The organism is Microvirga massiliensis (assembly GCF_001006805.1).
Lineage (GTDB): Bacteria > Pseudomonadota > Alphaproteobacteria > Rhizobiales > Beijerinckiaceae > Microvirga > Microvirga massiliensis.
Map to the genome: position 1 here is coordinate 128,577 of NZ_LN811365.1, position 18,809 is coordinate 147,385.

At 64.2% G+C, this 18,809-nt stretch carries 18 protein-coding genes; 7 read left to right on the forward strand and 11 right to left on the reverse strand.

What is annotated here, in order from left to right; genetic code table 11:
• Position 1: 1 nt before the first annotated feature.
• From BN1233_RS35345 to BN1233_RS35360, 4 genes are all read right to left on the reverse strand, one after another.
• Positions 2 to 814 carry an ABC transporter ATP-binding protein gene (locus BN1233_RS35345; protein ID WP_046868339.1) on the reverse strand — a complete coding sequence of 271 codons (813 nt, stop codon included), beginning with the start codon at positions 812 to 814 and terminating at the stop codon, positions 2 to 4.
• Positions 811 to 1,644, reverse strand: a complete 834-nt coding sequence (locus BN1233_RS35350; RefSeq protein WP_046868340.1) for an ABC transporter permease — start codon at positions 1,642 to 1,644, stop codon at positions 811 to 813. Before BN1233_RS35350 ends, BN1233_RS35345 begins: the two co-directional genes overlap by 4 nt.
• Positions 1,645 to 1,715: 71 nt before the next feature.
• The gene (locus tag BN1233_RS35355; protein WP_046868341.1) at positions 1,716 to 2,705 is read right to left on the reverse strand and encodes an ABC transporter substrate-binding protein; all 990 of its coding nucleotides are present in this window, start codon (positions 2,703 to 2,705) and stop codon (positions 1,716 to 1,718) included.
• Positions 2,706 to 3,086: 381 nt separating this feature from the next.
• Positions 3,087 to 4,301, reverse strand: a complete 1,215-nt coding sequence (locus tag BN1233_RS35360; RefSeq protein WP_046868342.1) for an NADP-dependent isocitrate dehydrogenase — start codon at positions 4,299 to 4,301, stop codon at positions 3,087 to 3,089.
• A 189-nt stretch (positions 4,302 to 4,490) separates the two neighbouring features.
• Here BN1233_RS35360 and BN1233_RS35365 point away from each other — a divergent pair, with 189 nt between their 5' ends.
• The 5 genes from BN1233_RS35365 (at position 4,491) to BN1233_RS35385 (ending at position 9,512) form a co-directional block, all read left to right on the forward strand.
• Positions 4,491 to 5,237, forward strand: a complete 747-nt coding sequence (locus BN1233_RS35365) for an RNA methyltransferase (RefSeq protein WP_046868343.1) — start codon at positions 4,491 to 4,493, stop codon at positions 5,235 to 5,237.
• A gap of 59 nt (positions 5,238 to 5,296) precedes the next feature.
• On the forward strand, positions 5,297 to 6,439 hold the full coding sequence (locus tag BN1233_RS35370; RefSeq protein ID WP_046868344.1) for an alpha/beta hydrolase fold domain-containing protein: 1,143 nt from the start codon (positions 5,297 to 5,299) through the stop codon (positions 6,437 to 6,439).
• A 99-nt stretch (positions 6,440 to 6,538) separates the two neighbouring features.
• Positions 6,539 to 7,411: a glutamate racemase gene (gene murI, locus BN1233_RS35375; protein ID WP_046868345.1), complete on the forward strand. Its 873-nt coding sequence runs from the start codon at positions 6,539 to 6,541 to the stop codon at positions 7,409 to 7,411.
• A gap of 195 nt (positions 7,412 to 7,606) precedes the next feature.
• Positions 7,607 to 8,224, forward strand: coding sequence for a 30S ribosomal protein S4 (rpsD, locus tag BN1233_RS35380; protein ID WP_046868346.1), 618 nt, complete (start codon positions 7,607 to 7,609; stop codon positions 8,222 to 8,224).
• Positions 8,225 to 8,597: 373 nt separating this feature from the next.
• Positions 8,598 to 9,512 (forward strand): SMP-30/gluconolactonase/LRE family protein, encoded by a 915-nt coding sequence (locus tag BN1233_RS35385; protein ID WP_046868347.1) that lies wholly within the window; start codon positions 8,598 to 8,600, stop codon positions 9,510 to 9,512.
• Positions 9,513 to 9,620: 108 nt separating this feature from the next.
• Here BN1233_RS35385 and BN1233_RS35390 read toward each other — a convergent pair whose 3' ends face one another.
• The 3 genes from BN1233_RS35390 to purB form a co-directional block, all read right to left on the reverse strand.
• Positions 9,621 to 10,229 carry a Spy/CpxP family protein refolding chaperone gene (locus BN1233_RS35390; RefSeq protein ID WP_187144453.1) on the reverse strand — a complete coding sequence of 203 codons (609 nt, stop codon included), beginning with the start codon at positions 10,227 to 10,229 and terminating at the stop codon, positions 9,621 to 9,623.
• Positions 10,230 to 10,356: 127 nt separating this feature from the next.
• Positions 10,357 to 10,908 (reverse strand): RBBP9/YdeN family alpha/beta hydrolase, encoded by a 552-nt coding sequence (locus BN1233_RS35395; protein ID WP_046868348.1) that lies wholly within the window; start codon positions 10,906 to 10,908, stop codon positions 10,357 to 10,359.
• A gap of 159 nt (positions 10,909 to 11,067) precedes the next feature.
• Positions 11,068 to 12,378, reverse strand: coding sequence for an adenylosuccinate lyase (purB, locus tag BN1233_RS35400; RefSeq protein WP_046868349.1), 1,311 nt, complete (start codon positions 12,376 to 12,378; stop codon positions 11,068 to 11,070).
• Positions 12,379 to 13,069: 691 nt separating this feature from the next.
• On the opposite strand from purB, the gene BN1233_RS35405 reads away from it, so the two are divergent.
• Positions 13,070 to 13,678 (forward strand): DUF2585 family protein, encoded by a 609-nt coding sequence (locus BN1233_RS35405; protein WP_046868350.1) that lies wholly within the window; start codon positions 13,070 to 13,072, stop codon positions 13,676 to 13,678.
• 165 nt (positions 13,679 to 13,843) lie between these two features.
• On the opposite strand, the gene BN1233_RS35410 is transcribed toward BN1233_RS35405, so the two are convergent.
• The 3 genes from BN1233_RS35410 to BN1233_RS35420 are packed head-to-tail and all read right to left on the reverse strand — an operon-like array spanning position 13,844 to position 16,358.
• A complete protein-coding gene (locus BN1233_RS35410) occupies positions 13,844 to 14,674 on the reverse strand; it encodes a 2-keto-4-pentenoate hydratase (RefSeq protein ID WP_046868351.1) in 831 nt (276 codons plus the stop codon).
• 32 nt (positions 14,675 to 14,706) lie between these two features.
• Positions 14,707 to 15,381 carry a ribulose-phosphate 3-epimerase gene (gene rpe, locus BN1233_RS35415; RefSeq protein ID WP_046868434.1) on the reverse strand — a complete coding sequence of 225 codons (675 nt, stop codon included), beginning with the start codon at positions 15,379 to 15,381 and terminating at the stop codon, positions 14,707 to 14,709.
• Positions 15,378 to 16,358 (reverse strand): bile acid:sodium symporter family protein, encoded by a 981-nt coding sequence (locus tag BN1233_RS35420; RefSeq protein ID WP_046868352.1) that lies wholly within the window; start codon positions 16,356 to 16,358, stop codon positions 15,378 to 15,380. The genes rpe and BN1233_RS35420 overlap by 4 nt, the downstream gene beginning before the upstream one ends.
• Before the next feature lie 120 nt (positions 16,359 to 16,478).
• Here BN1233_RS35420 and BN1233_RS35425 point away from each other — a divergent pair, with 120 nt between their 5' ends.
• A complete protein-coding gene (locus tag BN1233_RS35425; RefSeq protein ID WP_046868353.1) occupies positions 16,479 to 17,720 on the forward strand; it encodes an NAD(P)/FAD-dependent oxidoreductase in 1,242 nt (413 codons plus the stop codon).
• Between the two features lie 21 nt (positions 17,721 to 17,741).
• Here BN1233_RS35425 and BN1233_RS35430 read toward each other — a convergent pair whose 3' ends face one another.
• Entirely contained in the window at positions 17,742 to 18,734 is a 993-nt protein-coding gene (locus BN1233_RS35430; RefSeq protein ID WP_046868435.1) for a P1 family peptidase, read from the reverse strand.
• Positions 18,735 to 18,809: the final 75 nt, after the last annotated feature.

The window sequence follows — 18,809 nt, forward strand, 5'->3', positions numbered from 1 at the left end:
CTCAATCCAGGTAATGCTTGAGCGTCTGCCAGATGCGCTCGACCGTATCGAGGTAGATCGGGTGGCGCCGGATCTGATCCGGACCGGTCTCGCGCGGCAGCTCGACGTCGATGATCTCGGAGACGCGGCTCGGCCGGCGTGACAAGAGCACGATCCGGTTGGAGACATAGACCGCCTCTTCGATGCTGTGCGTGACGAACAGGAACGTCTTGCGCTCCTGCGCCACGAGCCGGAGGAGATCCTCCTGGAATTGACGGCGGGTCTGCTCGTCGACGGCCGAGAAGGGCTCGTCCATCATGACGATGTCGGCATTCACGGCGAGCGCCCGCGCAAGCCCGACCCGCTGGCGCATGCCCCCGGACAATTGATGCGGAAATTTCTGCTCGAAGCCCTTCAGACCGACATCGGCGAGGTATTTCTCGGCGCGCGCCTCACGCTCGGAACGCGGAACACCGCGAAGCTCCAACCCGAAGGCAGCATTCCGGATCACGGTGGCCCAGGGCATCAGGGCAAAGTCCTGGAACACGAAGGACCGCTCCGGCCCCGGCCCCGTGACTTTGCGGCCGCGGATGAGGACATCGCCGCTGGTCGGAGGGAGGAGTCCGGCAATGATCTTGAGGAGCGTCGTCTTCCCGCAACCGGAGGGGCCGAGGAGCGACGTCAACTCGCCTTCGGGAAAGGACAGGCTGATATTGTTGAGCGCTTCGACTCCGCCCGGATAGATCTTGGAGACCCCCCGGACTTCCACGATCGGTGATGCGGCACCGGCCGTCTGCGCAGGGGATGGCATTTGCTGCAGGGCTGCACTTCTCATCGTGATGCTCGCTTCTCAGGCCGCAGGAATCGCTGCTCGCTCCAGCCGAGGAACTCGATGAAGAGCACCGATACGAGGATGACTGCCGCGATCGCCGCATACATCTTCGGGTAATCGGCAATCGATTGGTTGTAGGTGATGATGTCACCGACGCCGGTCGGCGTGACGAGGAGCTCGGCCAGGATCGCACCGACGAAGCCGGCAGCGAGACCAAGGCGGAGGCCCGCGAAGATCACCGGAGTCGCCGACGGGAGGATGATCTTGAAGATGAGCTGCCGGCGCGTGGCCATGAAGCTCTCGCCCATCTCGATCAGCGAATTGGGTGTGTGCCGGACTGCCTTGAACGAGTTCAGCACGATGACCGGGAGCGCCATGATGCAGACCACGAAAACTTTGGTCATGATGCCGATGCCGTAGGCCAGCACCAGGAGCGGGACGAGCGCTGCCAGAGGCGCGGCCTGCATGACGATGAAGACCGGCACGCCGAACCACTCGATCCGTTCGTTCAGGCCCATCGCCACGCCAACCGCGACACCCACCGCGGCCGAAAGCACGATCCCGATCACGAGCGGAACGAGGGTGATGCCGAAAGCAGTGATCAGGCTGCCGTCGAGCAGCATGCCGACGAATGCGGACAGCGATTCGAGGAACGTCGGAAAGGACGGGCTGATGGGGAGCCGGCCCGCATATTCCCAGGCTGCGAGCACAATCGCGAAGGAGAGCACGCGAAGAACCATGGAATGCTGCGCCAGCCTCTTCATGGCACCGGACGCGTCGGGGCTTGACGACTCGATCGAAACCGGACGCAGGCCTTCCACAGATTGCGACATGGGCGTCACCTCTCTTCGCGCAGAAAGAAATCGGGGGCCCTCGGGCCCCCAGGGCGGCGCTCGATCCTGGCTCAGCTCCCGAGCTTCTTATGAGCGCGATCGAGGGGGCCGAAGTTCCAGAAGTCTTCGACCTTGAGATCCTTCGGATCGCCGGTCATCTGGCCAGCCTGCGTGTAGAACGTGAAATCGGCTTTCACGGCTTCCGGGCTGCCGCCGGCCTTGTCGAACACCCCGTTCTCAACCGCTTCCTTGTAGTAATTGGCGACGTCGCTGAGGAGCTCCTTCGGGAGATCCTTGAGGAGGCCACGCTTGGCGCGCTCTTCCTCGACGACACTCGGATTGCGGGCCATTTCCTGCCAGAATTTCGCGAATTCCTCGACGATGATGTCGGCCTTCTCGGTGTTCTTCTCGAGCCAGTCCGTGCGCGTGAACAGGATCTCGTCGCTCGCCTTCTCGTCGATGCCCGGGAGGACATGGAAGCGATCCGGCGCCTTCGAGAGCAGGAGATTCTTGTTGGGAAGATCGACGATCGTCGCCTTAATCTGCCCGTTCAGCATCGCGACGACGCGGTTCTCGGAGCCCGGGACGTAATTCCGCTGCCCGAACTTGATCCCGTTCTTTTCAGCAATGATGTTCCCGATCGCCTCGGTACCCGTCCCGCGCGCATGGAACGTCATCGTTTGTCCGTCGAGATCCTTCCAGGTCTTGTAGGACTTGTCGGCGACGGCAAAGAAGACGAGCCGCGTCACCTGGAACAGCCCGCGCAGCGGTGCCTTCGACTTCTGCGCGACCGAATACGGCGTCCCGATCCCGAGATCCGCCTGGCCGTTCACGACTGCCTGGATCGCGAGCTCCTCTTTGGCGAACGACGTCAGGTTGTAATCGACCCCACGTTCCTTCGCGCGCTCGAGCGCGACGAGGTAGGCCAGGGTCTCGACGGAAATCGTGTCCCCGAGCGCAACCTGCACCTTCTGTGCCTGTGCAGCCGTCGGCGCCGCGAAGCCGGCAGACGCGATGACGGCGCCCGCGGCCATTCCCACAATGTTCCTGAAGAAAGACATCGCCCACTCCTCGGTTGCGTTTCCCGACGTCGGTCGGCGGTGGCTCCCGCATCTTTGATCCGACGGTAGGATCGAAAATAAATGTTTTCTGGGGAGTGTAAACGATTTTATCGACAAAATTCCCAGGACCGCCAAAATGGCAGGGGATTCCAGGGGGCGGTATGTGGGGGCGGTGCCGAGGGGCGCCCGCGACGGATGCATTCATCGACCATCGACGCGCGGGAATGCGCCGGCGCAATTGGAGGAAGCGCCACGGCGCGGGGGACCGGTCCAGAGATCTCGGCAAGGTGTGCCGGGCACGGGGCCCGGCACGAATGCTTCGGTCCTTGAGCGGCGCATCATTCGACGCGGAAAAGTGGCCCCACTTTTCCGCACGATGCGCTAGGCGGCCATCGCCTTCTTGAGGTTCTCGTCGATCTTGTCGAGGAAGCCGGTCGTCGACAGCCACTTCTGATCGGCTCCGACGAGGAGGGCGAGATCCTTCGTCATGAAGCCCTGCTCGACGGTGTCGACGCAGACCTTCTCGAGCGTCGTCGCGAACCGCGCGAGTTCCGCATTATCGTCGAGCTTGGCCCGATGCGCGAGGCCGCGTGTCCAGGCGAAGATCGACGCGATCGAATTGGTCGACGTCTCCTTGCCCTTCTGGTGCTCCCGATAGTGACGGGTCACCGTGCCGTGCGCCGCTTCCGCCTCGACGGTCCGGCCGTCGGGAGTCATGAGGACGGAGGTCATCAGCCCGAGGGATCCGAAGCCCTGCGCCACCGTGTCGGATTGTACGTCGCCGTCATAGTTCTTGCAGGCCCAGACATATCCGCCCGACCACTTCAGGGCAGAGGCGACCATGTCGTCGATCAGCCGGTGCTCGTAGGTGATGCCGGCCGCGTCGAACTTCGACTTGAACTCGTTGTCGTAGACCTCCTGGAAGATATCCTTGAAGCGTCCGTCATAAATCTTGAGGATTGTGTTCTTGGTCGAGAGATAGACGGGATATTTCCGCATCAGGCCGTAGTTCAGCGAGGCGCGGGCGAAATCCCGAATGGAATCGTCCAGGTTGTACATCGCCAGCGCGACGCCGGCGTCCGGAAACTTGAACACTTCCTTCTCGATGACCGTGCCGTCCTCGCCCTCGAACTTGATCGTCAGGCGGCCCTTGCCGGGCACCTTGAAATCGGTGGCGCGATACTGGTCTCCGAAGGCATGACGCCCGATCACGATCGGCTGGGTCCAGCCCGGCACGAGGCGCGGCACGTTCCGGCAGATGATCGGTTCGCGGAAAATCACGCCGCCGAGGATGTTGCGGATCGTGCCGTTCGGCGACTTCCACATCTCCTTGAGATTGAATTCCTTGACGCGAGCCTCGTCGGCCGTGATCGTCGCACATTTCACGCCGACGCCGTAGCGCTTGATCGCCTCCGCGGCGTCGACCGTGACCTGGTCGTTCGTAGCGTCCCGGTTCTCGATGCTGAGATCGTAGTATTTGAGATCCACATCGAGATACGGGTGGATCAGCTTGTCCTTGATGAAGTGCCAGATAATCCGGGTCATCTCGTCGCCGTCGAGTTCGACGACCGGATTGGCGACCTTAATCTTCGCCATGAGCTCACCTTGCGCTGGAGGGTCTGGTGCGCCCCGCCGAACGGCTGAGGGCTTGGCCGCGGCTATAGCGCGGCTTCGGCGGTGGGGGAAGCCAGCCTGTCGCAGGCAGAGGCCCCTTCGTCGGATTGCCCGGATAGCCTCCCGAGATCGTCATTGCGGCAGGTCCTGCTTTCGTGACAAAGCGCCCGAATGACCTCGTCACCCCGCCCCACGCCCGCCATCGTCCTCGTCGAGCCGCAGCTCGCCGAGAATATCGGGATGGCGGCCCGCGCAATGGCCAATTTCGGCCTGTCGGAACTGCGGCTCGTCTCGCCCCGGAATGGGTGGCCCAAAAAGGGGGCGCATTCGGCTGCGTCCGGTGCCTCGCACATCCTGGAAAATGCGAAGCTCTTCCCGACCCTTCGAGAAGCCATCGCCGATCTCCACTTCGTCCTCGCGACGACCGCCCGCGAGCGCGATCAGATGAAGCGGGTCCATGGGCCGGAGGCGGGCCTGTCGCAGGCGGCCGCCCGTCTCCGGGCCGGGGAGCGGGTCGGCATACTCTTCGGGCGGGAGCGCGCCGGGCTCGACAATGACGAGGTGTCCCTTGCCGATGCGATCATCACCTTTCCGGTCGATCCCGAATTCCCGTCCTTGAACCTCGCGCAATCCGTGCTGCTGGTCGGCTACGAATGGTCCCGCCAGTCAGGTGCCTCGATCCCCTTCGGGGAGGATATGCGGTCGTCCGGGGCGACCCGGGAAGCGGTCTTGTCCTTCCTCGACTATCTCGAAGGGCAACTCGATGCGATCGGCTACTTCCCTGCCGACAAGCGCGCCATCATGATCCGCAACATGCGGGACATCTTCCACCGGCGAGATCTCTCGGAGCAGGATGTCCGTACGTTGCGGGGCGTCGTCCGGGCCCTGTGCGAAAGTGCGCATGGGAGGAAGACTTAATTCGGCTATGGTTTGGTCCAGCTTGGCGCCGGACGGCGCCCCTCCGAGCGAGTTCGATCATGCGTCGTGCCCTCCTGGCAGCTCTGCTGACCACGTCCCTCCTTGCGCCGGCCTTCGCCGCAACGCCGCCCGGGCAGCCCGAGAAAGGGCCCGGAGGCGCCGATTACCCGAATGAGACCGTCGTCAAGCGAGCCGTCGGGAGCGCGAGCGCCGCCACTTTCGTCTTTCATGCCGCCGGCGAGGCGAGCAAGGCCCGGCCCGTTATCATCTTCCTGCATTCATGGGGGGCCGCGAACCCTCAGTATTATGGCGGATGGATCGAGCACCTCGCGCGTAGGGGAAATCTCGTCCTCTTCCCGCGCTTTCAGGAGGTGAACCGCACCCGGCCGGCTGATGCGACCGCAATGGCCGCAACACTGGTGCGCGAGGCACTCGAGGCTCTGAAGGACGACAAGGAAGCGCACCCGGATCCGGGGAGGGTTGCAGTCGTCGGCCACCTCGCTGGAGCCGCTATCGGGCTCAACCTCGCGATTGAGGCCGCGGAAGATGGGCTCCCGACGCCGAAGCTCGTCTTCGCTCTCATGCCCGGCGGCATCGCCTCCGACGCCAAATCGCGGGGCATCCTGCTCGAGGATCTCGGCAAGCTGGATCCGGACACGCTCCTGATCACGATGAGCGGCGACCGTGATCATCTTCCGACCGATCGGGCGAGCCGCCGCATCCTGCGGGAGACCACAGGCGTGCCGGTCAACCGGAAGCTGTTCATGCGGGCATTGTCCGACAGCCACGGATTTCCGGTGACGAGCGCGACGCTCGCCTCGCCGGGTTCCCCGATGCCGGCCTATGATGCGGCCGGGATCAAGCTGCCGCCCGATCCACCCCGTGACCCGAAGGATAAGGCGTCGCGCTGGAAGTGGACGGCCGACATGGCTCTCACGGGAGAGCAGACCGTGCTCACGGGCCAGCTCGGAGCGAACAAGACCGATACGCTCGACTATCTTGCCTATTGGAAGACATTCGATCTGGCGTTGGAAGCGGCCTTCGCAGGCCGCGACGCAGCCTCGCTCCGCAGCGATCCCTATCTGGTCGACATGGGTAATTGGAGCGACGGCTGGCCCATGAAGCGGCTGTCCGCGGAAATGCCGAAAGGGGAAGGCGAGCCCGAGAAGGCACAGGCCAGTCCCCGGCGGCGGATCAACTGACGGGGCGACCCGCCCCGGGCCGGCTCACTGGCTGATCCATAACCGATTTTTCATCGTGATCCGCCATCCTGACACGGCATGACAGGGCCGGGGCAGAGCATGCGGATCGATCTCCTTGCAGGGACAATCTATAGGGCTGCCGTCATGCCGGCCCCTGCGCCAACCATCCTCGTCTTCGATTCAGGATTCGGTGGCCTCACGGTCTTCAGTGAGGCCGTCAAGGCGCGCCCGGATGCGCAATTCGTCTATGCCGCGGATGACGCAGGCTTTCCGTACGGACGCCTGAGCGAGGATGCGCTCATTTCCCGTGTCGTCTCGGTCATCGCCCGGCTCATCGATCTCGTCTCGCCGGACCTCGTCGTCGTCGCCTGCAACACCGCATCGACCCTTTGTCTCCCGGCGCTGAGAGCGCGATTCTCGATCCCGTTCGTCGGGACGGTCCCGGCGATCAAGCCTGCCGCCGCGCTGTCCCGGTCGAAGCTCATCTCCGTGCTGGCGACCCCGGGGACCGTCGCACGGGACTACACGCGGGACCTGATCGCCACCTATGGAGGCGATTGCAGCGTGACGCTCGTCGGATCGAGGCGCCTCGCCGGTTTCGCCGAGGCGGAACTCGCGGGCTGTCCTGTACCGGACGGCGACATTGCAGCCGAGATCGCCCCCTGCTTCGTGAGCCGAGATGGCGCACGGACCGACGTGGTTGCACTGGCCTGTACGCATTATCCGCTGCTGCTGGAGCGGTTCACCCGGATCGCGCCGTGGCCCGTGACATTCCTCGACCCGGCTCCGGCCGTCGCCCGGCGAATGACCCAGCTCCTCGGACCTCCGATCCCCAGGCAGCGGGCCGACGAGCAGGCCGCCTGGGCCGTCTTTACCGGCGGCGCCGGGCTGTCGGATTCCCTGCGGTGGGCTCTTGCCGAACGGGGATTGCCGCGGATCACGATCGAGCCGATGCCGCTCCATCAGAGCTGAGCCTCGCGAACGAACGCGAACATCACATTGACATTCGTAACGGCCGGAGGTAGCAACCCCGGTCCGCGCGGCCCCTCCAAGGGCCGCGCTGATATTTTACGCACCCGTGGCCCGGCTCCGGCCGGCCTGTCGGCCCGAAAGGGCAGAGGAGGGCGCGTTCCTCGAAAAGCCGTTCGACAACACAGAGGAACCGCGATGTCGAAGCGCATTCAGGCCAAGCACAAGCTTGACCGCCGCATGGGCCAGAATATCTGGGGCCGCCCGAAGAGCCCCGTCAATCGCCGTGAGTATGGGCCGGGTCAGCATGGACAGCGCCGCAAGGGCAAGCTGTCGGACTTTGGCACGCAGCTCCGGGCCAAGCAGAAGCTCAAGGGCTACTACGCGAACATCACCGAGAAGCAGTTCCGCCGGTACTACGCGGAGGCGATCCGCCAGAAGGGCGACTCGGGCGAGAACCTCATTGGCCTGCTCGAGCGCCGTCTCGATGCCATCGTGTATCGCGCGAAGTTCGTGCCGACTCCGTTTGCGGCGCGGCAGTTCGTGAACCACGGGCACGTGAAGGTGAACGGCCGGCGCGTGAACATTCCGAGCTTCCTCGTGAAGCCCGGAGATGTGATCGAGGTGAAGGATGCCTCGAAGCAGCTCGAGTTGGTCGTCGTCTCCACGCAGCTCGCCGAGAGGGATGTTCCGGACTACATCGAGGTGGACCACACCAAGATGACCGCGAAGCTCAACCGCGTTCCCTCACTCTCCGAGGTTCCGTATGCCGTGCAGATGGAGCCGAACCTCGTGATCGAGTTCTATTCTCGCTGATCCGCACCATTTGCGGTGTCACGAGACACACTCCAGGCCTCGGCATTGCCGGGGCCTTTTTCATGGGTGCATACTACCCATTGTCATAGCACCCTCCTCGTCATGGTGGGCCGCGGCCGTGATGCGTAGCCCCTCCCGTCGCACTTCCGTCATTGCAAGCCGCGGGCGACGCGAACCATCCATCGACGGGTAGATTGCTTCACTGCGTTCGCAATGACGAGGAGGGCATGAGAGCGCGAGGAGCACCACCGGAAACGGAAGTAGACTCCGCTTCCACTGCGGCGTTGCGAACCGCAGGCGAGGCAATCCGGACTCACGATGACAACAGTCATCGGGAGCGATCGTAGAGCGGTGTCGGGGAGGAAAGGGCGGCATGTCGGCTGAAATCTATGAAATCTGCGACGAGCGTTTCGCGCGCCTCGTCAGTCCCAATGCGCGGCTCGAGAAACTCTATGAAGGGTGCCGGTGGGCGGAAGGGCCGGCCTACTTCCCGGCCGGGCGCTTCCTCGTCTGGAGCGACATCCCGAACGATCGGATGCTGCGGTTCGACGAGACGACCGGCGCGGTCGGCGTGTTCCGCTACCCGGCCAATTACTCGAACGGCAATACGGTCGACCGGGAGGGACGGCTCGTCACGTGCGAGCATGGCGGGCGCCGCGTGACGCGAACCGAGCATGACGGCAGCATCACCGTGCTCGCCGATCATTTCGACGGAAAACGCCTCAACAGTCCGAACGACGTGGTGGTTCGCTCGGACCGGTCCGTCTGGTTCACGGATCCGGCCTACGGGATCGACTCCGATTACGAAGGGCACAAGGCACCGAGCGAGATCGGAGCCTGTCATCTCTACCGGATCGACCCCCATTCGGAGGTATTGCGGATTGCCGCCGATGATTTCGTTCGCCCGAATGGGCTGACATTCTCACCGGACGAACGCTGCCTGTATGTGGCGGATACCGGAGCGACGCACGTCAGGAACGGACCACGCCACATCCGGGTCTTCGATGTCGACGAGGACGGGAATCTCACGGATGGCCGTGTTTTCGCGGAATGCACGGCCGGGCTCTTCGACGGCCTCAGGTGCGACGATGACGGTCGGATCTGGGCCTCGGCCAGCGACGGAGTCCATGTCTACGATCCGGACGGCACGCTCCTCGGCAAGATTCACGCGCCCGAAGTGGTTGCCAACGTCTGCTTCGGTGGTCCGAAGCGAAATCGTCTCTTCATGTGCGGAACGACGTCGCTCTACGCCGTGATGGTCATGGTGAATGGCGCAAAGACATTCTGATCGAGTTCCTTCACGCCCCGGCGAATTAACCACCAAACGAGCGAAGGAGGTGTACCGGTTTCCGACCGGAAACCGGTACGACGCTGCAGTCACATGGCTCCCGATGGATCAGGGCCGCTGCGGCTGATCCTGCTGCGGGCTGCGGTTACCATCCGGGCCGCGCATGCGATCGTGCATAGCGTCCCGCCATCCTCCGTGATGCATGGCATGGCGCATTTGGCGTCCATGGCCACCCATCATGCGATCCTGGCGCATGAGGATCGGGAGGAGCCGCTTCTGGTTGTCGTCGAGTGAGGCCCACAGGGGCTTCATCGCAGTTGCCAGAGCGGTGGCGTGTTCCGCGCGCTTGGAGGACATCTCGGCCCGGCGCTCGAGCCGCTGCATCAGATCGGGCCTGGGCTCACCCCGGCGCTCACGGCGCGTCTCCATGCGCTCGGCCCGGTCGGCCGCCGCAGTGCGGAGGGCTTGCTCGACCGGCCCCCACAGCCGCTGCTGCTCCGAGTTGAGCTTCAGCCCGGCCTGGATGCCGGCAATTCGAGCATCCGTCAGGGCGTTGACGTCGGCTCGGCTGAGAGGCGCCCGGCCTCTCTCCCGAGGCGCAGCCTGCTCCGTCGTGCCTGCAGCGGGCGGGCTTGCCGGCGCCTGAGCCTGGGCCCATGCAGTGGTGCCGCCCAACGCGAGCAGGGATGTCAGAGCCAGGGCTTTCATCATCGTCATGCCAATCTCCTTCGCGAGAGTTCGCATTGCCGAGCTTCGCCGATCGGAGTTCACCTCAGGGTGGAGGAGAGATGACATTTTCGTCATGTCGCCGGAGTGCGGTTCGACCGGGAAGGCCTCAGCTCGATCAGAGCCGCTTCAGGAATCCGGCGAACCGCATGAGGCCTTCAGGCCAGGGACCGTGGCCGCTCTCGGTATCGATATGTCCGGAGTCACCTGCATCGACCGGAACCGCGCCCCAGTCGTGAGCGACAGCCGACGCCGTCTCAATGTCGCAGTAGGGATCGGTGCGGCTGGTGACGAGCACTGCGGGGAAAGGCAGAGGTCCACGCGGCAGTGGTGCGAAGGCGCGATCGATCACAGACGGGAAGTCCGCGCGCTCCACATCGGGGAGGCCAACCAGGAAGGCGCCGCGCACGCGTCCAGCCGGGAGCAGCGGGGCGGCATGCGCCACGGCAACCACGCCGAGAGAGTGCGCGACGAGGATAACCGGTCGCTGTGCGGCCTCGACGGCCTCGACGATCCGGTGCGTCCACGCGGCGCGATCCGGTACGTCCCAGCTATCCTGCTCGACGCGTCGCGCCGTCGAGAGCTGCCGCTCCCAGCGGCTCTGCCAATGGTCTGGCCCGGAACCTTCAAAGCCCGGGATGATGAGGATGTCGCAATCGGAAGTTCGCATAAGGGGCCCCAGAAGGAATCGAGAACCGGGCCGTAGCCGAACCTTCCTCTCGTCACGAGATGATCGTTCAGCCCCGGTCTCGGCGGATACCGGTCGGATGGAGCGCCGGTCGTCTCTCAGGGGACGCGTCGGGGAGAGAGCCCGACGCCGGAGTCGATTTCACTGCGCGGCGCCGAACACCCGCCTGAATATCGTGTCGACATGCTTGAAATGGTAGGCGAGGTCGAAACAGGCCTCCAATTCCTCGTTGGACAGCTTGGATGACACCTCCGGATCCTTCTTCAGGAGGTCCAGAAACTCGCCTTCACCCCGCCAGACCGGCATCGCATTGCGCTGCACAAGCCGATAGGCGTCTTCCCGAGATACGCCCTCCTGAGTGAGGGCGAGCAGCACACGCTGGGAGTGAACGAGGCCGCCGAGCCGATCCAGGTTGCGCTGCATGTTTTCCGGATAGACCAGGAGCCGGTCGATGACGCCGGTCAGGCGCGCAAGAGCGAAATCCAGGGTAACTGTTGCATCGGGCCCGATCATCCGCTCGACGGAGGAGTGGGAAATGTCCCGCTCATGCCAGAGGGCTACGTTCTCGAGGGCAGGCACGACATAGGCACGCACCATTCGTGAGAGGCCTGTGAGGTTCTCCGTCAGCACGGGGTTGCGCTTGTGGGGCATCGCGGAGGAGCCCTTCTGACCTTCCGAGAAATACTCTTCTGCTTCGAGAACCTCGCTCCGCTGGAGGTGGCGGATCTCCGTCGCCAGCCGCTCGATCGATGAGGCGATCACTCCGAGCGTGGCGAAGAACATGGCATGGCGATCACGCGGAATGACCTGCGTCGAGACCGGCTCGACCGAGAGGCCCATCTGCTCCGCGACGTATTCCTCCACCCGTGGATCGATATTCGCGAAGGTTCCCACGGCCCCCGAGATGGCGCAGGTGGCAACCTCCCGCTGCGCCGCGATGAGCCTGAGCTTGGCGCGTTCGAATTCCGCATAGGCCTGCGCGAGCTTCAGCCCGAACGTCGTCGGCTCTGCATGAATCCCATGCGAACGGCCGATCGTGGGCGTCATCTTGTGCTCGAAAGCGCGACGCTTCAGAGCTGCCAGCAGATTATCGAGATCCTGAAGCAGGAGATCCGCGGCACGAGTCAGCTGGACGTTGAGGCAGGTATCGAGCACGTCGGATGAAGTCATGCCCTGATGCACGAAGCGCGCCTCCGGACCGACGATCTCGGCCAGATGCGTCAGGAAGGCGATGACGTCGTGCTTCACTTCGCGTTCGATCGCGTCGATGCGCTCGACGTCGAATTCTGCCTTGGCGCCCAGCTCCCAGACCTTCGCCGCGGCCTCACGCGGCACATAGCCGAGCTCGGCCAGAGCCGTCGTGGCATGCGCTTCGATCTCGAACCAGATTCGAAACTTGGTCTCCGGAGACCAGATCGCGACCATTTCCGGACGGCTGTAGCGGGGGATCAACGGAACCTCCTGGTCGCTTGCAACGATCGACGAGACCGCTGCGGATATCGGATCCGGCGCGTAACGATCGCAGCCAGCATCGAATTTCGGTGATGTGCCGTTTCGCTATTCCATAGGCGTAATGAAGGCAAGCAACCTCAGCGGCGGGCGAATGACAGATGCGCCGATCCGTATCGATATGCGCCATTTCGAGCGCCCTTCAGGGGTTGACACTCCTGCCGAAAGGGCAAAACCTGTCGGAGCTGCCAGCGTCAAGCGCGGCAGCGACAGAGCTTCTACTCCCATTTGCGCGGAGGTAGCCATGATACCACCCAAGGAGCGCGCCGCGAGCATCGCCGCCGCAATCGGCCGGGTATCGGCGTAGCGGAATATCACGGACGGCGTGTCGGGAGCGGTCTCTGTAAGCCGCACAGTGAGGCAAGGCTTCGACTTGACCCCCTCCCGACATCGCATCAGCTGGCGTCATGCCAAGCGGAACTGCTCAGATTGGAACGAAATCCTCTGCAGATCCCGCATCAACGTTGCACTCACACATTCCCCATTTCCGCATAGCCCGTTCAAGCTCGGCCGGGTACTTGGCCTCTTGGGTCGTGTCGACCTCATGATGCGGGACCAACGAACCGCCGTGAGGATCGAGTGGCTGCGCGCAGGCGCCATACTCCCAACTCTCGATCGTCAGCGGGGCAGGTAAATGCTGCAACGGCGCCCGTCTTCGGCAGTGAGATGGTCCGAAACCATCTCCTTCAGGACTTATGTCCTGATCGGCGCCGGGCTCGTTATCCTGCAGGCGCTCGTGCTCCTCGCCATGGGGCAGCCGCCGGTCTGCGCGTGCGGATACATCAAGATCTGGCACGGCGTCGTTTCGAGTCCGGAGAATTCGCAGCATCTCACGGACTGGTACACTCCCTCGCACATCATTCACGGCTTCGGGTTCTATTTCGCCCTTTGGTGGCTCACCCGGAATGCGCCGATGTCGATCGGCTTGCGGCTTGTGCTTGCGATCGGGCTCGAGGTGAGCTGGGAACTCCTGGAAAACACGCCCTTGATCATCGACCGGTATCGCCAATCCGGGTTGGCGCAGGGTTATGCCGGCGACAGCATGATCAACTCCGTATTCGATACGCTTTCGATGGTGCTGGGTTTCGCTTTGGCGCGCGTGCTGCCGGTATGGGTCATCGTGACCCTCGCGGTCTCCATGGAAGTCGTCACCGGCTACATCATTCGCGACAATCTTCTGCTCAACATCATCCAGCTCATCTACCCGACCGAGTTCATCTCGAACTGGCAGCTTGGGAAATAACGAGCTGGCGCCTTTTAGCATCGGCCCCAAAAGTGGCTTCGACTTTCGGGGCCGATGCTTCGGTTCTCTAGCGGCGCATCGTGCGGAAAAGTGAACGCACTTTTCTGCACGATGCGCTTGCGACACGAACAGCACTTTCGCACCGCTCTATTGCAGGCCTGGTCCTCAGTCGAGGCGCAGCGAAATCCCGTCGAGGGGCAGGCCAGTAATCTCGGTCTGCCAGATCTGGCCGGCCTCGATCGGAAAGGCCCGGGTCAATGTCCCGGTCGAGACGATCTCACCTGCATGCAGTGGCGGATTGTGCGGATCCCCGGCCAGGCGTTCCACGAGGTGGCGAAGGGCCGAAAGGGGGCCGTTGAGGACATTCGCGGCGAGTCCATGATCAACGGCGGCGCCGTTGCGCAACAGATCGATTTCGAAAGCCGGCAGCGCGCCGAACCAGGAGTCGCGCTCATCCTCGGAGATGAAACGACGGGGGCCAATCAGGCAGGCACCGTGCAGCCCGAAAGCAGCGACGGTATCGGGCGCGGAGAACTTCCAATCTGCAAACAGGGACTGGACGATCTCGAAGCCATGCGCCACCCACTCGATGCAGGACAGCAATTCCCGTTCGTCCATTCCGGCCCGAGGCGCGGCGCGAAGCTCGAACACGATCTCGGGCTCGATCCGCGGCTCGACGAAGGCCCCGGCTTTGCAAAGGCCTACACATTCGGCCAGATCGCGAACGGTGGTGTCGTACACGTAGCCCCAGATCGGGGCATAGACGTCGTATTCCGGCCAGATCGTGCGGTTCGTGAAGCCGATCTTGCGTCCGATGACGCGTTCGCCGCGTGCTTCGCGCCGGCGCCGGATGGAGGCTGTCACCTCGTATGCAGTATCCAGATCGAAACCTGAGAACCGCGCCGATAGAGAAGGGACCTGCCTGTGCTCCTCCAGTGCGGACAGGAAGTCCTCGGCGATCTGGTCCACTGGAAGGCTCGGGGGAGCATGGTTCATCGGGAAGGTCCGCTGCTCGTGTCGAACCGGTCTCAGGCGCGGCCGATCGATTGCTGGGCAGCGGTCCGGATCGCCGCGATGTTGTCCTCGTAGGATGGCCCGCGGAAGACGGCCGATCCGGCGACGAGGACGTTCGCACCGGCCGAGGCGGCCAGCGGCGCGGTCTCGGGCGTGATGCCGCCGTCGACTTCGATGTCCACGTCTCGGTCTCCGAGAATTTCCCGAATGGTCCGGACCTTGTCGCAGACCGGCGCGATGAAGGACTGGCCGCCGAAACCGGGATTCACCGTCATGCAGAGCACGAGATCCACGAGATCCGCGACCGGCTCGACTGCGCTCGCGGGCGTTCCCGGATTGAGGACCACTCCTGAACGCTTGCCGAGCGCCCTGATCGTCTGCAGGGACCGATGGAGATGGGGACCGGCCTCGGCGTGGACGCTGATGATGTCGGCTCCCGCCTTCGCGAACGCCTCGAGATAGGGATCCGCCGGCGCGATCATGAGGTGGACGTCGAATGTCTTCTGCGAACACGGGCGGATCGCGCGGACGATGTCGGGGCCGAGCGTGATGTTCGGCACGAAGTGACCGTCCATCACGTCGATATGGATCCAGTCGCCGCCAGCCTCGTCTACCGCACGAACCTCCTCACCGAGCTTCGCGAAATTTGCCGAGAGGATGGACGGAGCGATCAGCAGGGGCCGTGTCATGGGGCCGCGCGGTAGCATGGGGGATCCTGAGCGGCAACCGCGGTCAGGCGTCGCGCGATCGGCTTAACGATCTGGGGCATCAGGTAGATCGGGAACTGGGCGAGCGCGAAGAAGAGAAAGGTGGTATCGGGCGTGTCCGCCCCGAGCGCGGCGATGAGGAGACCCATGTTGCGCTGGGCGGTCCCATAGCCCAGGACGAACCGTTCGGCCGGTTCGAGCCAGCGCAGCACGAGAAACGCGCTCACGAAGCCCGTGGCCGCAAGTCCGAACGCCACCGCGAGATAGCCGATGGCGCGGAGCGGGTTGGCGATGGCTGCCGCGAGGACGCCGTCCATCGCCGCCACAGCGAACAGAAAATACATCAGGACGCCGAAACCATCGAACTGGGCCCGGTAGGTCCGGATGCGTGCCTCTCCGAGAACGCGGCGCAGCAGCATTGCTGCCAGCACCGCGCCGCCGATCAGGAGGAGCAGGCGCCGAAGGAGGATCGTGATGTCCAGCGGAACTGCGCCTCCTGCAACGAACTCGGCGAGGAGCGGGGAGATCACAGGCGCGAGAGCTGTCGTCAGCAGAACCGAGACCATCATGAGCGTAGGCTCGAGGCCGAGCATCATCGCGACCGCGGGAGCAGACATGATCGGCGGGGCAGCCGCGAGCACCGCCAGGCCGAGCACGAGTCCCGGATCGAGCCATGAGCGGCCGAGGAGCGCGATCACGGCGAGGGCCAGCACGGCCGGGGCTACGATGAGCCAGGCATTCGCCGAGGCGATGGCGCGTGGACGCCGCAGCAGGGCGCGCAAGGCCGTCGTGTCCACGCGCGCGAAGGTGATCATCACGAACATGAAGATCGTGAATCCCAGGAGGGGGCGCGCCGCAGAAGCGAATTGCGGAAGCGCGAGCCCGAGGAAGATGCTGACGGCGAAGCCCTGGGTGCCGTAGCGGCCGACCAGGGCCAGCCCATCGAGGAGCAGCCGCATGAGGATCCGAAATGGTTTTCAGCGATAACGGGATAGAATGAACGTCTGTTGTTGACTCGGGCGCCGCGACCCTCACATTCCGCGCGGCCCGAGGCAAGCTCAGGAAGGGCGGATCAGGTTATGAAAGTGGACGTGGTGGTGCTCGGGGCCGGAATCGTCGGGACCTCGATTGCGTTGCATCTGCAGAAGCGGGGACGGTCCACGCTGCTCATCGACCGCCGAGCCCCCGGCGAGGAGACATCGTTCGGGAATGCCGGCCTGATCCAGCGCGAAGGCGTCTACCCTTACGGATTTCCGCACGATTTCGGAGCTTTGCTTCGCTACGCTCTGAACCACACGATCGATGCGCATTACCATCTCTCGGCGCTGCCGCGTCTCGCCCCGTTCCTCTTCCGATACTGGATGCATTCGCGCCCGAACCAGCACGAAGCCATCGCGCGCCTCTACGCTCCCCTGATCGAGCATTGCCTGACCGAGCACATGGTTCTCGCCGAAGAGGCGGACGCAACGGCCCTGATCCGCCACAAGGGCTGGATCAAGGTCTTCCGCTCCGAGGCCATTATGCGAGCGGAGGTGAAGGACGCCGAAGAAGTCAACCGTGACTTCGGAGTCAACTTCGAGGTCCTGGACCCGAAGCGCATTGCGGAGATGGAGCCATACATCACGGCTTCGCTCGTCGGTGGATTGCACTGGACGGACCCGGCTTCCGTTTCCGACCCGCATGCCCTGACGATGGCTTATGTCGGTCTGTTCGAGCGGCTGGGCGGGCAGGTTGCGATGGGTGACGCGCGCACGCTCGAGGAGGCTTCACCCGGGTGGCGCGTTCGGACGGAGCACGGCGTCGTCGAGGCCGGAACAGCCGTCGTGGCGCTGGGCGCCTGGGCGGATATCGTGTCGAAGCCCCTCGGCTATCACCTGCCGCTTGCCGTCAAGCGCGGGTATCACATGCATTATCGCCCCGAGGGCCACGCGGTCCTGAATCACCCGACCCTCGATTTCGAGCGTGGCTACTTCCTGGCGCCCATGAGCCGCGGCATCCGCCTGACGACGGGCGCCGAATTCGCCAATCGGGATGATCCGAAGACCCCGGTGCAGCTCGCGCGGGCCGAGCCGGTGGCCCGCAGCCTCTTTCCGCTCGGAGAGCGGCTCGATCCGGAGCCCTGGATGGGCGTGCGGCCATGCACGCCCGATATGATGCCGATCATCGGCCCGGCACCGCGCCACAAGAATCTCTGGTTCGGCATCGGACACGCCCATCACGGGCTGACGCTCGGACCGGTGACCGGACGGCTGCTCGCCGAGATGATCACCGGCGAACGAACCATCGTCGATCCGCGGCCGTATCGCCTCGACCGGTTCTGAGCCGCGCACCGTGAGCCCGCATCACCCGTAGAGATCTCGCCAGGCGGGTATCGCACCTGGGAACGGCAGGCGCGTCGCTTCGTACACGCCACGGGCGATCGCCCGTGCCAGGCAGTCGCCTGCCACCGCCGCAATCTCGACGAGGTCGGCCTCCGACCCAAGAGGGCGAAGGCCGGTCGCGGCAGCAAAGACCGTATCACCGTCCTGGAGGGCGTGAGCGAAGCGCAGGCCTTTGGCGAGACCGCCATGGGCGGCAACTGCAAGGCGCTTCGCCTGTCCCTTGTGGAGTGCCGCATCGGTCGCGACGAGGGCAATCGTGGTTGCGGGCTGCGGGCCCGCCTTCCAGGTCAGCCTGCGCTGTTCCGGCGCTACGCGGGCCGGGAGACCGAGGCCCCCGAATTCGGCATCCTCTTCCAGAGCCCCGGCCCAGAAATGGGGGCCTTGCCCGACCACGGCCGAGGCGATGCTGTTCACGACGACGAGCGCGCCGACCGTGTAGCCGGCGCTCGTCCTCGCGCTGGCAGAGCCCAGCCCGCCTTTGAGGTTGACCGTCGTGACACCGGCGCCGCCGCCGGCGTTGCCGAGCGCGAAATCCCGGGCGGCCCTCGCGGCCGCCTCGTATCCGAGCTCACGGTAGGGTGGGTAGCGGCCCCAATTCTTGTCCCCCCCATTGAGGAGATCGAACGCAACTGCCTGTGCCACGATCGGCACGCGTACGGCGCCTACCGGGAAACCGATGCCCTGTTCCCGCAGATAGGCCTGGACCCCGCTCGCCGCGTCGAGGCCGAATGCCGAACCGCCTGACAGCACGATGGCGTGCGCGCCGGGAACGAGCCGATCCGGTTCCAGGGCATCGGTTTCGCGCGTTCCCGGCGCGCCGCCGAGGACTGAACACGCGGCGACGGCCACGTCGTCGAACAGGGCCACTGTGACGCCCGAGGCCAGGGAAGGATCGTCGGCATTGCCAATTCGCAGGCCGGGAATGTCGGTGATCAGGTTGCGGAGCGGTTCCATGCGCGGATGGAAGCCTATGCGGCCGATGATCACAAGATGAAGATGAGACCTTAAGCGCCTTCCTGAGGAGTTCCT

Excerpts from the sequence above, each read along its gene's own strand:
- rpsD (WP_046868346.1), top strand. The coding sequence starts at position 7,607 with ATGTCGAAGCGCATTCAGGCCAAGCACAAGCTTGACCGCCGCATGGGC.
- BN1233_RS35390 (WP_187144453.1), bottom strand. The coding sequence starts at position 10,229 with ATGACGATGATGAAAGCCCTGGCTCTGACATCCCTGCTCGCGTTGGGC.
- BN1233_RS35410 (WP_046868351.1), bottom strand. The coding sequence starts at position 14,674 with ATGAACCATGCTCCCCCGAGCCTTCCAGTGGACCAGATCGCCGAGGAC.
- BN1233_RS35405 (WP_046868350.1), top strand. The coding sequence starts at position 13,070 with ATGCTGCAACGGCGCCCGTCTTCGGCAGTGAGATGGTCCGAAACCATC.
- rpe (WP_046868434.1), bottom strand. The coding sequence starts at position 15,381 with ATGACACGGCCCCTGCTGATCGCTCCGTCCATCCTCTCGGCAAATTTC.
- BN1233_RS35355 (WP_046868341.1), bottom strand. The coding sequence starts at position 2,705 with ATGTCTTTCTTCAGGAACATTGTGGGAATGGCCGCGGGCGCCGTCATC.
- BN1233_RS35345 (WP_046868339.1), bottom strand. The coding sequence starts at position 814 with ATGAGAAGTGCAGCCCTGCAGCAAATGCCATCCCCTGCGCAGACGGCC.
- murI (WP_046868345.1), top strand. The coding sequence starts at position 6,539 with ATGCGGATCGATCTCCTTGCAGGGACAATCTATAGGGCTGCCGTCATG.
- BN1233_RS35370 (WP_046868344.1), top strand. The coding sequence starts at position 5,297 with ATGCGTCGTGCCCTCCTGGCAGCTCTGCTGACCACGTCCCTCCTTGCG.
- BN1233_RS35365 (WP_046868343.1), top strand. The coding sequence starts at position 4,491 with ATGACCTCGTCACCCCGCCCCACGCCCGCCATCGTCCTCGTCGAGCCG.
- BN1233_RS35420 (WP_046868352.1), bottom strand. The coding sequence starts at position 16,358 with ATGCGGCTGCTCCTCGATGGGCTGGCCCTGGTCGGCCGCTACGGCACC.
- BN1233_RS35395 (WP_046868348.1), bottom strand. The coding sequence starts at position 10,908 with ATGCGAACTTCCGATTGCGACATCCTCATCATCCCGGGCTTTGAAGGT.
- BN1233_RS35385 (WP_046868347.1), top strand. The coding sequence starts at position 8,598 with ATGTCGGCTGAAATCTATGAAATCTGCGACGAGCGTTTCGCGCGCCTC.
- BN1233_RS35430 (WP_046868435.1), bottom strand. The coding sequence starts at position 18,734 with ATGGAACCGCTCCGCAACCTGATCACCGACATTCCCGGCCTGCGAATT.
- BN1233_RS35350 (WP_046868340.1), bottom strand. The coding sequence starts at position 1,644 with ATGTCGCAATCTGTGGAAGGCCTGCGTCCGGTTTCGATCGAGTCGTCA.
- BN1233_RS35360 (WP_046868342.1), bottom strand. The coding sequence starts at position 4,301 with ATGGCGAAGATTAAGGTCGCCAATCCGGTCGTCGAACTCGACGGCGAC.
- BN1233_RS35425 (WP_046868353.1), top strand. The coding sequence starts at position 16,479 with ATGAAAGTGGACGTGGTGGTGCTCGGGGCCGGAATCGTCGGGACCTCG.